The sequence below is a fragment of the Bacillus cereus group sp. MS39 genome (assembly GCF_040448665.1).
Lineage (GTDB): Bacteria > Bacillota > Bacilli > Bacillales > Bacillaceae_G > Bacillus_A > Bacillus_A wiedmannii.
In genome coordinates this window covers 4,222,991-4,238,560 of the sequence record NZ_CP123058.1, presented here as the reverse complement: position 1 = coordinate 4,238,560, position 15,570 = coordinate 4,222,991, and the positions used below count along the sequence as shown (strand labels likewise).

Sequence of the window (15,570 nt, the reverse complement as noted above, 5' to 3'; positions counted from 1 at the left end):
AATTAGTACCAAGTCATAATAATTGATATAAAACGGAGGGCTGCGATGTGAACGTGGGCATTTTAGGGATCGGAAGATATGTGCCAGAAAAAGTAGTCACAAATCACGATTTAGAGAAAATCGTAGATACATCTGATGAATGGATTCGTACGAGAACGGGAATTGCAGAAAGACGCATTGCCGATGATACAATAGATACTTCATATATGGCGGTAGAGGCTTCTAAAAAAGCACTTGAAGATGCCGGGATTAGCGGAGAGGATATCGATCTGATTTTAGTGGCAACAGTAACACCAGATCGCGCATTCCCAGCAGTAGCTTGTGTCATTCAAGAAGCCATTGGCGCAAAACACGCAGCCGCAATGGATTTAAGTGCAGCGTGTGCTGGTTTTATGTACGGAATGATTACAGCGCAGCAATTTATTCAAACGGGAACTTATAAAAATGTATTAGTAGTTGGTAGTGATAAACTATCTAAAATTGTAGACTGGAATGATCGAAATACAGCAGTACTATTTGGAGACGGAGCTGGTGCAATCGTAATGGGGGCTGTTTCAGAAGGAAGAGGCGTTCTATCTTTCGAATTAGGAGCAGACGGAAGCGGCGGTAAGCATCTTTATCAAGACGAGTATGTTATGATGAACGGCAGAGAAGTCTTTAAATTTGCTGTTCGCCAACTTGGTGATTCCTGTCTTCGCGTGTTAGAAAAAGCGGGACTTACGAAAGAGGATGTGGATTTTTTAGTACCACATCAAGCGAATATTCGTATTATGGAATCTGCAAGAGAGAGATTAAATTTACCACAAGAAAAAATGAGTATGACAATTGAAAAGTTTGGTAATACATCAGCTTCTTCAATTCCAATTGCAATGGTAGAGGAATTGCAAAATGGACGTATTCAAGATGGTGATTTAATTATACTTGTTGGTTTCGGCGGCGGATTAACATGGGGAGCAGTTGCTCTTCGTTGGGGTAAATAAGGACTGAGAGAAAAAAAGGAGTGTATTTTGTATGGAGAAAAAGAGGGTCGTAATTACAGGACTAGGAGCTGTTACACCGATCGGAACAGATGTTGAAACAGCGTGGGAAAACATTAAAAAGGGTGTATCTGGAATCGGACGACTTACAAGAATTGATCCGGAACTGTTTCCAGCAAAAGTAGCAGCAGAAATTAACGACTTTGAAGTCGAGAAATATATTGATAAAAAAGAAGCGCGCCGTATGGATCGCTTTACACAATATGCAGTAGCAGCAGCGAAAATGGCAGTTGCAGATGCAAAGCTTGAAATTACAGAAGAAAACGGACCTCGAATTGGTGTATGGATTGGTTCTGGTATTGGCGGTATGGAAACATACGAAGAACAATTTAAGATTTTTACTGAGAAAGGTCCGCGCCGCGTGAGCCCATTCTTCGTACCGATGATGATTCCAGATATGGCAGCAGGTCAAGTATCGATCGCAACAGGAGCAAAAGGAATTAACACTTGTTCTGTAACGGCTTGTGCATCTGGTGCAAACTCAATTGGTGATGCATTTAAAGCAATTCAGCGTGGTGATGCTGATGCGATGATAACAGGCGGAGCTGAAGCGCCGTTAACAAGTATGGCATTTGCAGGATTTAGTTCAGCGAAAGCATTAACATTTAATGAAGATCCAGCAACAGCTTGCCGTCCGTTTGATAAAAACCGTAGTGGTTTCGTAATGGGTGAAGGTTCAGGTATTTTAATTCTTGAAGAATTAGAGCACGCATTAGCTCGTGGTGCTCACATTTATGCGGAAATCGCTGGTTACGGTGCAACTGGTGATGCATTCCATATTACAATGCCGGCTCCTGGCGGTGAAGGCGGCGTGCGTGCAATGCGTCAAGCTTTAGCAGATGCAGGTCTACAGCCAGAAGATATTGATTACATTAATGCGCACGGTACAAGTACGGATGCGAATGAAAAGTATGAAACGATGGCAATTAAAGAAACGTTCGGTGAGCATGCGTACAAAGTAGCAATCAGCTCAACGAAATCAATGACAGGTCACTTATTAGGAGCAGCTGGTGCTGTTGAAGCAATCTTCTCTATTAAATCAATTACAGACGGAGTAATCCCTCCAACAATAAACTATGAGACACCAGATCCAGAATGTGACTTAGATTACGTACCGAATAATGCGAGACATCAAGAAGTAAACGCGGTGTTAAGTAATTCATTAGGATTCGGTGGTCATAACGCAGTATTAGTATTTAAATCGTATAAATAATAGATAAAATAAGGAGTTTTTTCGCAATATATTGCGAAAAAACTCCTTATTTATTTTTACGTCTTTTTCTCCTTTTGCATATACATAAGAAAAAGGAGGGATAAAGATGGGGATTGTTGAAACTGCTGAGTGGTTACATCTATATTATGGACGGCCAGAAAAGCTGTGTGAGAAGTTTACGAAGTATATCCCGCTGCCAAAAGAAAGGTTGTATCGCTTTTTAATTTCTAAAGGTATGTATCGCCCTGTTATGCGAGGAGAACGAGAAATTAAAGAGTTAGAGGAAAAGGAAGTTTGGAAAGAGTTACGTACGGAGTATGAGAAACTGAAAACCTGGTTAAAAGGTCCAGATGTCCCTGTCTTTATTTTATTATCAGATTCCTATAATCGAACTATACAAGAAGAGTATAACGGTAGGGCGGGATTATCTATGCGTCACGTTATTTTCTTATTCGTATGTGGACGGAATTCGGTGGAAGAATTAAAGGTGTTATTGGCGCATGAATATCATCACATATGCAGGTTACATCAAATTGAGACGAAAGAAACAGAATATACATTACTTGATACGATGATTATGGAAGGGCTAGCTGAGCAAGCGGTAACGGAAAGATATTCAGAAAAAAACAATGCACCGTGGACGATGTATCTTTCAAAAGAAGAGGCTATTTATTATTGGAAAAATGTTGTACATGAAAGAATAAGTATAAAACGAGGAACAAGGGAGCACGACATCTTATTAAATGGATTTCACTCTTATCCAAAGATGCTTGGCTATGCGCTTGGATTTCATATTGTCAAAGATTGTGTAACATTGGAAGGAGAAGATACACTTTCTTTATTATCTATAGATGCAAAAGAAATATTGAATAAAGCAAATACATTTCATATATAAAAAACAGGAGCTCTATTTCCTGTTTTTTTTTAGTATTAATAGAAGAAAAAATAATAATTAGAATATATTTCCTTAGGTGGAATAAAGTTAAGAAAAATTGAACATAATGATTGATACAAACAGTAGTGAAGTGAGGGGTAGTGAATGTTATATCTACATGATGTATGGGTAAATTGGTTTGAAGGTGAAGAGAATGGGTATAACGTTTGTCATTTTTACGAATGGCGGAAAGATGATACGATTGAGCTATTAGATCAAGTGCCATTATTAAAAGTAGATGCCACATTATATCATTACATCGAGGACGAATTGTTAGAGCTTCCGCAAAAATTGTTGGAAGACGTACATCATAAGGCATATATTCGTAAAAATCATGAACGTTTGCAGCAGGAGTATTGCTTTGTTGTTACAGATGGAAAAGGAATTATTGCGATCGACACAATTGGTTACAATGTACCAATTCGAAAGAGCAGACTTATACCGCGCCAAGAGCAGATGGTATATGAGATGGTAGAAAATGTACAAGCAGAAAAGTATGAGTTCCAAGTAGAAGAAATGGAAAAAGAACATCATATTTTATCACCATCACCTTTCATTATGAATGGCTTAACTCGTAAAGAAAGACAGCTGAAACAATTATTATTTATGGCGTTAGATCAATTACATACAACGAAAAACACAGCAGAAATTCGCTATTGGTTCACAGAGTGGGATCCATCAGCATACGGAATGGTTCAACATATGGAATTTGAAGATATTTGGGCTAAACTGTATGATGAAGCGAAAACAGGCTGGTCTGAGAAGCACGAACAATTATGCGAGCGTCTCGTAAAAGGACAGCCATTTTTTGAAAAGTTATGGGAAATGGAAAACGAGCAAAAGGTAAATTAAAAAACCGCCAATTGGCGGTTTTTTTAATTTGTTGTAACTTAGCTCCGGCTCCTAGCCCTTCGCGTCTAAGAACCTTCCGCATAAGAAGACAAAAAGCGTCTTCTATGCGAAAGAACCTTAGCCAGTCAGAGCTGAACGAGCTGCCTCCGCTTTATAAGTTACCTACGTTTTCTGCTTAGTCCCATTGCGTTTTCTACTTTGCGTAGTTGTTTGAATGCAACGCGGTTTGCTTTTTCTGCACCTTTGTCTAGAATTTCGTCTAGTTCTGGTGAGTTGATTAGTTCGTTATATTTGTCTTGGATTGGACGAATTGCTTCTACGACTACTTGTGCTAGGTCGCCTTTGAAATCGCCGTATCCTTTTCCTTCGTACATTGCTTCAATTTCTTCAACTGTTTTTCCAGAGAATGAAGAGTAGATTGTTAATAAGTTAGAGATGCCAGGTTTGTTTTCTTTATCAAATTTCACGATACCTTCAGAATCAGTTACAGCACTTTTAATTTTCTTTTCAATTGTTTTTGGTTCATCAAGCATACTGATCATTGCTTTTGGATTCGGATCAGATTTGCTCATTTTTTTCGTAGGTTCTGTTAATGACATAACGCGAGCTCCTACTTTTGGAATACGAATTTCAGGAACAGTGAACACTTCACGGAAGCGTTTGTTAAAACGCTCTGCTAGGTCGCGTGTTAATTCCATATGTTGTTTTTGATCATCACCAACAGGTACGATTTCAGTGTTGTAAAGTAAAATATCAGCAGCCATTAATGGTGGATACGTTAGTAATCCAGCTGGAACTGAATCTCTACCAGAAGATTTATCTTTATATTGCGTCATACGCTCTAATTCTCCAACGTAAGCAACTGATTGCATAATCCATCCTAGTTGAGCGTGTGCTGGTACTTCTGATTGTACAAATAAAGTAGCTTTTTCAGGATCGATGCCACATGCTACATAAAGTGCAGCAAGACTGCGAATGTTTTTACGAAGTTGTACGGGATCTTGAGGTACTGTAATCGCATGTTGGTTTACAATACAGAAATAACAGTCGTGTTCATTTTGAAGCTCCGTAAATTGCTTCATAGCTCCTAAATAGTTTCCAAGTGTAATCGTTCCACTCGGCTGAATACCAGAAAAGATAACTGACATAAGTAATTCCTCCTAAATTTGAATGCGTGATGGGGAAGAGAAGGCAAACAAAAAAGCCCATTCATCCCAAAAACTATAGGGACGAATGGACCGCGGTACCACCCTAATTATTTCACTACTGTGAAATCTCTCTAATCCATAATAACGTTTGGATATAACGCCAAAGCCTACTACCTTCGGTTCGGTTTGGTGCTCAAAAGCCCATTCCATACTGCGCAATTACTTGTTCACACCAGCCACAAGCTCTCTGAAATTGCCTCAATATGTACTCTTCTTTATCATCGCATACATATAAATTTATTTATTGTTACCTAAGCTCTTTTAATATGAAAGAACTAAAGTTTTATAACAAAATGTTTTGCTGATTATTATATCATATGGGATAGTGTTTGCAAACTACATCAAAATAGTAAAACTAATGAGGGTCGAGAACAACCCAAGAACGATACCGGTAATGCAAATTGGATACGTCCATTTGAATGAATATGTTTTATAAATACGTTCTTTCTTATCGGCAGGTTCCTCTACTTCTTCAATTAAAGACTCAATTTTTTTGTTCGTACCAAATACTCTTTGGAAGGCGTAAATTGTTACGTTAAAAAATCCATTTTGAAATATGAATAAAAAACCGCCTATAAGAATAAAAAATAGTGCGACATAAAACGATATATTGACAAAATTCAACAAAAATTGCGATGAAACGAGGAATGCGCCAATACTAGAAGCGATTATCGCTATGGAAATTAGTATACAAGTATGAAAAAAAACTTTATTCAAAATGTTCCCCTCCGTCAAAATATTACTAGAATTATTATACTATAAAAGCTATAATATGTACTAGAATTAATTTTTTGAAAATTATACGCAATTAAAGGTCTGATTTCAAGATGATGGTAGCAATGTTAACGTATCCCTTTACAAAAAAATAAAAAAATAAACATTTTATTAAAAATTTTAACAAAAAAACAAAAAACTATATTCACAATTGTTATATTATATGTATAATGAAAATTGTAGAAACTTGGAGATTATTCTTTCAATTCTACATTTTTACAAGTGAGGGTACAGGAAGTGCAATTAGGGGAGGCAACACAACATGAAGAAAAAGATACCGTTATTACTTGCATCGACGTTGACTGTCAGTATGTTAGGAGCTTGTAGTTACCAAAAAGAGGATAATAAAGCAGGCGCAAAAGAAAAATCCTCAAACAAGCAAGTGTTAAATCTAACCGAGACAGCTGAAATCCCAACTATGGATACGACGTTATCAACAGATGCAGCATCTTCTAACATCATGAATAACACAATGGAAGGATTATATCGTCTGGGGAAAGACGATAAGCTTGTTCCAGGTGTCGCTAAATCTTATGAGAAATCAGAAGATGGCAAAAAGTATGTATTTAAGTTACGTGAAGATGCGAAATGGTCTAATGGTGAACCTGTAACAGCGAAAGACTTCGTTTATTCTTGGCGAAGAGCTGTAGATTCAAACACGGGTGCCAAGTTTGCTTACATACTATTTGATGTTAAAAATGCGGAGAAAGTTAACAAAAAAGAATTACCAGTTGAAGAACTTGGTGTAAAGGCAATTGATGATCATACACTTGAAGTGGAATTAGATAACCCTGTTCCTTATTTTGTAAGTTTAACAGTCTATCCAACATTGTATCCTTTGAATGAGAAGTTTGTAACAGAACAAGGAGCAAAATTTGGATTAGAATCCAATACGACACTGTATAATGGTCCATTCGTATTAAATGAATGGAAGCATGAACAAAGTTTCCAACTTAAGAAAAATCCAACGTATTGGGAAAATAAAGAAGTAAAACTTGAGGAAATAAACTTCAATATTGTTAAGGATCGTTCAACTGCTATAAATTTATATGAAACGAAAGCCATTGATCGTGTAGTCTTAACATCAGAGTTTGTAGACAAATACAAATCAGATGCTGACTTTAAAACGATTAAGAGACCATCTACACAATTTATTCGCTTAAATGAAAAGAATAAATTTTTAGCAAATAAAAATATCCGAAAAGCAATTGCAATGTCCTTTGAGCGTGAAAATATCGGGAAAGTTATCTTAAACGATGGTTCAGAGGGGATATATGGTTTTGTTCCGAAAGGCTTAGCAAAAGGTCCGAATGGAAAAGACTTCCGTGAAGAAAACGGAAAGCTTATCAAAGAGGATATTAAAGAAGCTCAAAAATACTGGGAAGCTGGTAAAAAAGAACTTGGTGTAGACAAAGTAGAGTTAGAGCTATTAAACTTTGATACTGATGATGCTAAAAAAATCGGAGAGTATTTAAAAGGCCAATTTGAAAAGAACTTACCAGGTTTAACAGTTTCAACAAAAATGCAGCCATTTGCACAAAAATTAAAACTTGAAGCAAGTGGAGATTACGCAATGTCATACGCGGGATGGAGTCCAGATTATATGGATCCAATGTCATTCCTTGAAATGTATACGACAGGTAATGCGCAAAACAAAGTAAATTACGCAAATGCAGCGTATGACGATTTAATTAAAAAAGCGAAAACAGAAGTTGATGTACAAGCTCGCTGGGATGCATTATTACAAGCAGAAAAACAACTGCTTGAAGATGCAGCGATTGCTCCAGTATATCAACCAGGAAAAGCTTATTTACAACGTGGCTCAATTACTGGCCTATTAGAACATAAATATGGCGGAGAATTTAGCTATAAGTGGGTTGAACTAAAAAACTAAAAATGGTTTCCATCATGAATAAGGGTATATGCCTATGATGGGCATATGCTCTTATTTTAAAAAAATAAAAGTAAGAATATTTTAAACTATCTTATTGCTTTTGAGAAAAACGGGGAGGTGCTTGACTATGGGACGTTATGTATTAAAACGTTTCGTGTACATGGCTTTGACATTATTTTTAATTACTACACTGACTTTCTTTTTGATGAAATTACTTCCGGGTTCTCCGCTTAAAAACCAGGAGAAACTATCACCGGCACAAAAAGAAATCATTCTTGAAAAATATGGCTTAAATGATCCAGTACCAGTTCAATATGCACGTTACTTAGGTAACTTAGCAAAAGGTGATTTAGGGGTATCATTCCAATATGATAACCGTCCAGTAACAGATATGATCGTGGATCGCATTGGACCATCAGCACAACTTGGTTTACAAGCGATTATATTAGGAACATTTATCGGTTTAATTTTAGGAATCGTTGCGGCACTTCGTAACAATACGTGGGTCGATTATGGGGCGACAATTATTTCCGTACTCGGGATGTCGGTACCATCGTTCGTATTCGCCGCATTACTACAATATTTCGTAGGGGTAAAACTTGGGTGGTTCCCAGTAGCATTCTGGAAAGGACCAGAGTTTACCGTAATGCCTACAATCGCTTTATCGATGGCAGTTATCGCAACAATCGCACGTTTTGCTCGTGCAGAGTTAATTGAAGTTATGCAAGCTGATTACATTTTAACAGCGAAAGCGAAAGGAATTAGCCAAGGTGTTATCATTATTAAACACGCACTTCGTAACGCGTTAATTCCAGTAGTAACAATTTTAGGACCAATGGTTGCAGGTTTAATTACAGGGACATTAGTTATTGAGCAAATTTATGCTGTACCAGGACTAGGGGAACAGTTCGTTAAATCTATTACAGTGAATGACTATACAGTTATTATGGGAACTACAATTTTCTATAGTGCGATTTTCATCTTAGTTATTTTCATTGTCGATATTTTATACGGAATTATTGATCCTCGTATTCGTTTAGCGGGAGGGAAAAAATGATGAAAGATGTACAAAAATTATCTCCAGATTTATTTCAACAAGCCAATCAAAATAATGTTGATAATGAAGTCATTGCCCGTCCAAGCTTAACGTTTTGGCAAGATGTAAGAAGACGTTTGTTCCAACATAAAGGAGCAATGTTCGGTTTCGTTTTATTAGCGCTTATTATATTACTAGCAATCTTAGGACCGATGGTAAGTAAGCATTCTTATAAAGAGCAAGACTTAGGTCGTGCGAAATTACCACCGAAAATTCCTGTTATTGAAAATGTTCATTGGCTACCATTTGACGGTACAGATCAATATGGTGTTGACCAATATGAAAAACGTGATATTAAAGAGTATTTCTGGTTTGGTACAGATGATCTTGGCCGCGATTTATGGACAAGAACATGGGAAGGTACGCGTGTATCATTATATATCGCTCTTTTAGCAGCGGCGATTGACTTAGTAATTGGGGTTGCTTATGGAGGTATTTCAGCGTTCTATGGCGGTAGAGTAGATAATATTATGCAACGTGTTATGGAGATTATTAACGGTATTCCATACTTAATCATCGTTATTTTAATGGTAATCATTATGGGATCTGGTATATGGTCAATTACACTAGCAATGGCGATTACAGGTTGGATAGGGATGTCACGTATCGTTCGTGGACAAATCCTGAAATTAAAAAATCAAGAATATGTATTAGCATCTCGTACATTAGGTGCAACAAATACACAATTAATTGTAAAACACTTAATCCCGAACGTAATGGGACCAATTATCGTAATGACAATGTTTACAATTCCAACAGCAGTGTTTGGTGAGGCGTTCTTAAGCTTCATCGGTTTAGGTATTCAGCCACCATTCGCATCACTTGGTTCTCTTGTAAACGATGGTTATAAATCAATTCAAACGTATCCACATATGATGTTCATCCCAGCGGTTGTCATCAGTATGTTAATCTTAGCATTCAACTTAATGGCAGACGGATTACGCGACGCGTTAGATCCAAAAATGCGTAAGTAAAAGAGGGGAGAAGTAAAAATGAAAACATTGCTAGAGGTAAAAGATTTGCAAGTCTCCTTTGATACACATGCAGGTGAAGTACAAGCTGTACGCGGTGTTACTTTTGATTTGAAAAAAGGAGAAACATTAGCGATTGTAGGAGAATCTGGTTCTGGTAAATCAGTTACTTCTAAAGCGTTAATGGGATTAATTCCGAATCCTCCAGGGCGTATTAAAAACGGTGAAATCGTATTTGAAGGTCGTGACTTAACGAAACTGACAGAAAAAGAAATGCAGCAAGTGCGCGGGAAAGATATCGCGATGATTTTCCAAGATCCAATGACATCATTAAATCCAACGATGACAATTGGGAATCAAATTATGGAAGGTCTTATTAAACACCAAGGGATGAGTAAAGCAGACGCACGTAAAGTTGCGTTAGAATTAATCGACCTTGTAGGTATTCCGAATCCAGAAGCGCGTTTAAAACAATATCCTCACCAATTCTCAGGTGGTATGAGACAGCGTGTAGTTATTGCGATGGCGTTAGCTTGTAACCCGAAATTATTAATTGCCGATGAGCCGACAACAGCGCTAGACGTTACAATTCAGGCGCAAATTTTAGAGCTTATGAAGGACATTCAGCAAAAAACAGAAGCGGCAATCATTTTCATTACACATGACTTAGGTGTAGTGGCAAACGTTGCGGACCGCGTAGCAGTTATGTACGCAGGTAAAGTTGTTGAAATTGGAACGGTTGATGAAATTTTCTACAATCCAAAACATCCATACACTTGGGGCTTAATCGCATCTATGCCAAGTTTAGATGGTTCAGAAGAAGAGTTATACGCAATCCCTGGAACGCCTCCAGATTTATTAAAGCCGCCAAAGGGAGATGCTTTTGCACCACGTAATCCACAGGCATTGAAAATTGATTTTGAAATGGACCCACCTTTATTTAAAGTAAGTGATACACACTATGCGGCAACTTGGTTACTTCACGAGCAAGCTCCAGAAGTAAAACCACCGGCAGTCGTTGAAAAACGCATTCTTCAAATGAAAGCAGGTGAACAACATGACTAAACAACGTGAGAAATTAATTGAAGTAAAAAATGTAAAACAGCACTTCGACGTGAGTGGTGGTGTTGTCAAAGCGGTTAATGATATTTCATTTGATATTTACCGCGGAGAAACATTTGGTCTTGTAGGAGAATCAGGTTGTGGTAAATCGACAACTGGAAGAACGATTATTCGTTTATATGATGCAACTGCTGGTGAAGTGTTGTTCGATGGTGAAAATGTACATGGTAAAAAATCACGTGCAGAGCTGAAGAAATTCAACCGTAAAATGCAAATGATTTTCCAAGATCCATATGCATCATTAAACCCTCGTATGACAGTAGGGGATATTATTGCAGAAGGTATTGATATTCACGGACTAGCAAAAGGTAAAAAAGAGCGTATGGACCGTGTTCATGAATTATTAATCACAGTTGGTTTAAATAAAGAGCACGCAAACCGTTTCCCGCATGAATTCTCAGGTGGACAACGTCAACGTATCGGTATCGCCCGCGCACTTGCTGTAGAGCCTGAATTTATCATTGCCGATGAGCCAATCTCAGCACTTGACGTATCAATCCAGGCGCAAGTTGTAAACTTACTGAAAAAGTTACAAAAGGAAAAAGGTTTAACATACTTATTCATTGCCCATGATTTATCAATGGTAAAATACATTAGTGACCGCATTGGCGTAATGTACCGTGGTCAAATCGTTGAGCTAACAACAAGTGAAGAGTTATATGCGAATCCAATTCATCCATATACGAAATCACTATTATCAGCAATTCCGCTTCCAGATCCAGATTATGAGCGCAATCGTAAACGTATCGTATACGATCCATCTCAGCATGATTATGCTAGTGAAGCACCGACAATGCGTGAAATTCGCCCAGGACATTTCGTACTATGCTCTGAAGCAGAGTATAAGAAATATAAAGAGATTTATCAATAATAAAAAAGCCAATCTTCCGTTATGGAAGATTGGCTTTTTTCTACTATATAAAAGAGTTGTCAACATTTCTCGGTAAGTCGATTTATTTAAAGCATCGCTCATATAAGTTTCATTTACTAAAGACTACACCTTAATCAAACGAGTATTATTGCGCCTGAACAGAAACAATCTCTTCTTTTTCTTCAGGTTTAACAAGTGCATAACGCTCCCACGCTCTACTTTTCCAGCGGAAGAACATAATAATGGCACGTGTCCATTCATCGATAGCAATGGCTAGCCAAATACCAACGAGCCCCATATCTAAATGGAAGGCGAAAAAATAACCGAGTGGTAAACTCATTAACACCATAGAGAATGCGCCGATTAAAACAGGATATTTTGCATCACCAGCTGCACGAAGTGAATTGATAATAACGATGTTCATCGTGCGTCCCGTTTCAAGTAGTATACTTAGTAAAAGAACTGATGCACCTAATGTAATAATGTGCGGATTATCTGTAAATAGTCCCATTAATTGTGTGCGGAATGTAATAACGAGAGCGACCATACATAAAGTGACGCCAATTGCCCATTTCACACTTTTCCATACGCGTTCATATGCTTCATCTTTTTCACCACCGCCAACGAGGCGCCCGATAATAATTGCTGTTCCCATACCGATTGCAATAGCGAATAAATAAGTGAACATAGAAATATTCGTAGCGTATTGTCTAGCCGCTAATGATTCCGTTCCTAAGTACGTTGCATAATACAGAAAGACAATTTGGCAAGCTTGATACATAACTTGCTCAAATGCAGAGGGAATCCCGATTTTTAAAATTTTCCCGATGTATTCTTTTGATAAGGTGAAGTAATATTGTATTTTCACACGGTATTCCATAACGCGGTACAGTAACCAGAAGAAAACGATAAGAGCGATTAATCTGCTGACAGCAGAAGAAATGGCAGCCCCTTGTACACCGAGTTCTGGGAAACCAAATTTCCCGAAAATGAGTACATAGTTTCCAGCGATATGAATAATATTCATTCCAAGTGAAATAAACATCGCTTGCTTTGTGAAGCCGTGTACGCGGATAATTGCGGCTAATGAATTAATAATAGCTTGAAGGAAAATAGCTCCCCCGACGATGGATAAATAGTTTTGTGCATACATGAGTACATCGCCTTGTAAGTTCATTGCCATCATCATATGTTTTGAAAATAAAAGAAAACCAGCGCTTATAACGAGTCCGACCACTAAATTTAATGTGACGGCTAAAGCTGATATTTTAGATGCTTCCATAAAACGTTTGGAACCGAGGTATTGAGATACGACGATAGCTGCGCCGTTCCCGATGACTTCTAGTACCAAAATAGCGATATGGAGATATTGATTCGCTGCACCAACCCCAGATACAGCATCGTCTGATAATGCACTTAACATGAAAGTATCAGCGATCCCCATTAACATAAATAGAAAAACTTCTAGAAAAATAGGCCATGTTAATAAGAATAAACTTAATTTCTCTGTTGGCCCGTTTTTTGCCTGAATTGCTGTCATGTCCGTCCCCTCTTTACCGATATCTATTTTTAGCAAGGTGTATCGTAACATACTTTCTTATCCTTTGCACCCATTTGAGCCTACATATTTTTAATATGAAGGGCCTGCAATTTTATGTTAAAAAGAGAAGGATAATTATGCACAAAGTATTATGAAATATAAAATTTATTTTTCTCTGATAATTTAGAAAAATATAAAAATAGTCATTATCGACACTTTAGCGAGGAAAAATAGTAATATAAAACGTTTACATGGATACATTTTTTAACAGAAAATTTTAATAAAATAGAAATATAAATATACAAAAAATATATTTGTGTGTATAATATGAATTATTAGAACATATATATATTTCTTTCTGTTTGATAATGAAAGGGCTAACATTTTTTGGAGGGTGGAAGTATGAAAAAAAAGATACCAGTTTTTGTAGCATCAACAGTAGCAATGAGCATGATGTTAGGGGCATGTAGCTATCAAAAAGATGAACCGCAAGCGAACGCAAAAGGGGATAGCGGGAAAAGCGGTGCGAAGCAAGTTATTAATCTAACAGAAGTGTCTGAAATTCCGACAATGGATACAACACTTGCCTCGGATGCTGCTTCTTCAAAAGTTATGAATAATACAATGGAAGGGCTATATCGACTTGGGAAAGGCGATAAGTTAGTTCCAGGTGTAGCGAAATCCCATACGAAATCTGAAGATGGTAAAAAATATACATTTAAATTGCGTGAAGACGCTAAATGGTCGAATGGTGATCCTGTAACAGCAAAAGATTTTGTATATGCATGGCAAAGAGCTGTTAACCCGGATACGGCAGCGAAATCAGGATATATTATGTTAGATGTGAAAAATGCAGAGAAAATTAATAAAAGAGAGCTATCACCGGATCAATTAGGTGTAAAAGCGATAGATGATTATACATTAGAAGTTGAATTGGATAACCCAGTTCCATATTTTCTTGATTTAACGGTGTATCCACTATTTTTCCCATTAAATGAGAAGTATATGAAAGAACAGGGAGAAAAATTTGGTTTGGAAGCAAATACAACGTTGTATAACGGTCCATTTGTATTAAATGAATGGAAGCATGAACAAAGTTTCCAACTAAAGAAAAATCCAGGTTATTGGGATCAAAAAGAAGTGAAATTAGAAGAAGTTAATTTTAATGTTGTAAAAGATACAGGAGCAGCTGTTAATTTATATAATACGAATGCGATTGACAGAGTTGGTTTATCAGCGGAATTAGTTGATAAGTATAAAGGGCAAAAAGATTTTAAAACAATTAATGATCCAACTGTGTTCTTCTTGCGTTTTAATCAAAAAAATCCAGCGTTAGCTAACAAAAATATTCGTAAGGCTATTTCTAGTGCATACGATCGAGATGGTATTGGTGAGGTTATTTTAAACAATGGTTCTAAGGGAGCTTATGGTTTAGTACCATCTGATTTTGTTAAGGGACCAGATAAGCAGGATTTCAGAAAAGAAAATGGAAAACTTTCAAAAGTAGATGTGAAGGAAGCTAAAAAATTCTGGGAAGCAGGAAAGAAAGAATTAGGTAAGGATAAAATAGAACTAGAATTTTTAAACTTTGATAATGAAGAATCTAAGAAAATTGGTGAGTATGTAAAGGGAGAATTAGAAAAGAATTTACCAGGTTTAACAGTAACGATTAAGATGCAACCATTTGCACAAAAATTAAAACTTGAAGATAGTGGACAGTTTGATATTTCATTTACTGGATGGGGACCTGATTTCCCTGATGCAATCACATTCCTTGATATGTTTATAACAGATGGTTCACAAAATAAAATGAGTTATTCTAATGCCCAGTATGATGGCCTTATTAAAAAGGCAAAGCAAGAAGGTTCAGATGTAAAAGGACGTTGGAATGACCTGTTAAAAGCGGAAAAAATCTTATTTGAGGATGCAGCAATTGCACCAGTATTCCAACGAGGTAGATCTATATTAGAAAGAGAAACAATTAAAGATGTATATATCCACAAATATGGCGGCGAATTAAGCTTTAAGTGGGCATCTGTAGAAAAATAAAAAAAGCAG

The 15,570-nt window shown here is 37.0% G+C and carries 13 protein-coding genes and 1 other annotated feature; of the genes, 10 read left to right on the top strand and 3 right to left on the bottom strand.

Annotation, left to right across the window (positions count from 1 at the left end; genetic code table 11):
• Window positions 1-47: 47 nt before the first annotated feature.
• From fabH to QEP67_RS21955, 4 genes are all read left to right on the top strand, one after another.
• Window positions 48-980, top strand: a complete 933-nt coding sequence (gene fabH / locus QEP67_RS21970; protein WP_001100551.1) for a beta-ketoacyl-ACP synthase III — start codon at window positions 48-50, stop codon at window positions 978-980.
• 31 nt (window positions 981-1,011) lie between these two features.
• Window positions 1,012-2,250 (top strand): beta-ketoacyl-ACP synthase II, encoded by a 1,239-nt coding sequence (gene fabF / locus QEP67_RS21965; protein WP_000412644.1) that lies wholly within the window; start codon window positions 1,012-1,014, stop codon window positions 2,248-2,250.
• A gap of 106 nt (window positions 2,251-2,356) precedes the next feature.
• The gene (locus QEP67_RS21960) at window positions 2,357-3,145 is read left to right on the top strand and encodes a DUF2268 domain-containing putative Zn-dependent protease (protein ID WP_000513286.1); all 789 of its coding nucleotides are present in this window, start codon (window positions 2,357-2,359) and stop codon (window positions 3,143-3,145) included.
• 144 nt (window positions 3,146-3,289) lie between these two features.
• Window positions 3,290-4,036: a YjbA family protein gene (locus QEP67_RS21955; protein ID WP_000966116.1), complete on the top strand. Its 747-nt coding sequence runs from the start codon at window positions 3,290-3,292 to the stop codon at window positions 4,034-4,036.
• Window positions 4,037-4,194: 158 nt separating this feature from the next.
• Here QEP67_RS21955 and trpS read toward each other — a convergent pair whose 3' ends face one another.
• Both trpS and QEP67_RS21945 read right to left on the bottom strand, forming a co-directional pair.
• Window positions 4,195-5,184, bottom strand: coding sequence for a tryptophan--tRNA ligase (gene trpS, locus QEP67_RS21950; RefSeq protein ID WP_000110999.1), 990 nt, complete (start codon window positions 5,182-5,184; stop codon window positions 4,195-4,197).
• Window positions 5,185-5,258: 74 nt separating this feature from the next.
• Window positions 5,259-5,475, bottom strand: a binding site (T-box leader).
• 105 nt (window positions 5,476-5,580) lie between these two features.
• On the bottom strand, window positions 5,581-5,961 hold the full coding sequence (locus QEP67_RS21945) for a DUF3899 domain-containing protein (RefSeq protein ID WP_001045005.1): 381 nt from the start codon (window positions 5,959-5,961) through the stop codon (window positions 5,581-5,583).
• Window positions 5,962-6,280: 319 nt separating this feature from the next.
• On the opposite strand from QEP67_RS21945, the gene QEP67_RS21940 reads away from it, so the two are divergent.
• The 5 genes from QEP67_RS21940 to QEP67_RS21920 all read left to right on the top strand — a co-directional run bounded on the left by QEP67_RS21940 (window position 6,281) and on the right by QEP67_RS21920 (window position 11,972).
• Window positions 6,281-7,912 (top strand): peptide ABC transporter substrate-binding protein, encoded by a 1,632-nt coding sequence (locus QEP67_RS21940; RefSeq protein WP_000727226.1) that lies wholly within the window; start codon window positions 6,281-6,283, stop codon window positions 7,910-7,912.
• A 127-nt stretch (window positions 7,913-8,039) separates the two neighbouring features.
• On the top strand, window positions 8,040-8,969 hold the full coding sequence (gene opp3b / locus QEP67_RS21935; RefSeq protein ID WP_000534165.1) for an oligopeptide ABC transporter permease: 930 nt from the start codon (window positions 8,040-8,042) through the stop codon (window positions 8,967-8,969).
• Complete coding sequence (gene opp3C / locus QEP67_RS21930) at window positions 8,966-9,982, top strand: oligopeptide ABC transporter permease (RefSeq protein ID WP_000974096.1); 1,017 nt, start codon at window positions 8,966-8,968, stop codon at window positions 9,980-9,982. Before opp3b ends, opp3C begins: the two co-directional genes overlap by 4 nt.
• 18 nt (window positions 9,983-10,000) lie before the next feature.
• On the top strand, window positions 10,001-11,044 hold the full coding sequence (locus QEP67_RS21925; RefSeq protein WP_000854346.1) for an ABC transporter ATP-binding protein: 1,044 nt from the start codon (window positions 10,001-10,003) through the stop codon (window positions 11,042-11,044).
• Window positions 11,037-11,972 (top strand): ATP-binding cassette domain-containing protein, encoded by a 936-nt coding sequence (locus QEP67_RS21920; RefSeq protein WP_000166340.1) that lies wholly within the window; start codon window positions 11,037-11,039, stop codon window positions 11,970-11,972. The genes QEP67_RS21925 and QEP67_RS21920 overlap by 8 nt, the downstream gene beginning before the upstream one ends.
• Window positions 11,973-12,117: 145 nt before the next feature.
• Here QEP67_RS21920 and QEP67_RS21915 read toward each other — a convergent pair whose 3' ends face one another.
• Window positions 12,118-13,563, bottom strand: a complete 1,446-nt coding sequence (locus QEP67_RS21915; protein WP_002108704.1) for an MATE family efflux transporter — start codon at window positions 13,561-13,563, stop codon at window positions 12,118-12,120.
• A gap of 351 nt (window positions 13,564-13,914) precedes the next feature.
• Here QEP67_RS21915 and QEP67_RS21910 point away from each other — a divergent pair, with 351 nt between their 5' ends.
• Window positions 13,915-15,561: a peptide ABC transporter substrate-binding protein gene (locus tag QEP67_RS21910; protein ID WP_000727246.1), complete on the top strand. Its 1,647-nt coding sequence runs from the start codon at window positions 13,915-13,917 to the stop codon at window positions 15,559-15,561.
• Window positions 15,562-15,570 lie beyond the last annotated feature (9 nt).

Excerpts from the sequence above, each read along its gene's own strand:
- fabF (WP_000412644.1), top strand. The coding sequence starts at position 1,012 with ATGGAGAAAAAGAGGGTCGTAATTACAGGACTAGGAGCTGTTACACCG.
- QEP67_RS21960 (WP_000513286.1), top strand. The coding sequence starts at position 2,357 with ATGGGGATTGTTGAAACTGCTGAGTGGTTACATCTATATTATGGACGG.
- QEP67_RS21955 (WP_000966116.1), top strand. The coding sequence starts at position 3,290 with ATGTTATATCTACATGATGTATGGGTAAATTGGTTTGAAGGTGAAGAG.
- trpS (WP_000110999.1), bottom strand. The coding sequence starts at position 5,184 with ATGTCAGTTATCTTTTCTGGTATTCAGCCGAGTGGAACGATTACACTT.
- QEP67_RS21940 (WP_000727226.1), top strand. The coding sequence starts at position 6,281 with ATGAAGAAAAAGATACCGTTATTACTTGCATCGACGTTGACTGTCAGT.
- opp3b (WP_000534165.1), top strand. The coding sequence starts at position 8,040 with ATGGGACGTTATGTATTAAAACGTTTCGTGTACATGGCTTTGACATTA.
- opp3C (WP_000974096.1), top strand. The coding sequence starts at position 8,966 with ATGATGAAAGATGTACAAAAATTATCTCCAGATTTATTTCAACAAGCC.
- QEP67_RS21925 (WP_000854346.1), top strand. The coding sequence starts at position 10,001 with ATGAAAACATTGCTAGAGGTAAAAGATTTGCAAGTCTCCTTTGATACA.
- QEP67_RS21920 (WP_000166340.1), top strand. The coding sequence starts at position 11,037 with ATGACTAAACAACGTGAGAAATTAATTGAAGTAAAAAATGTAAAACAG.
- QEP67_RS21915 (WP_002108704.1), bottom strand. The coding sequence starts at position 13,563 with ATGTTACGATACACCTTGCTAAAAATAGATATCGGTAAAGAGGGGACG.
- QEP67_RS21910 (WP_000727246.1), top strand. The coding sequence starts at position 13,915 with ATGAAAAAAAAGATACCAGTTTTTGTAGCATCAACAGTAGCAATGAGC.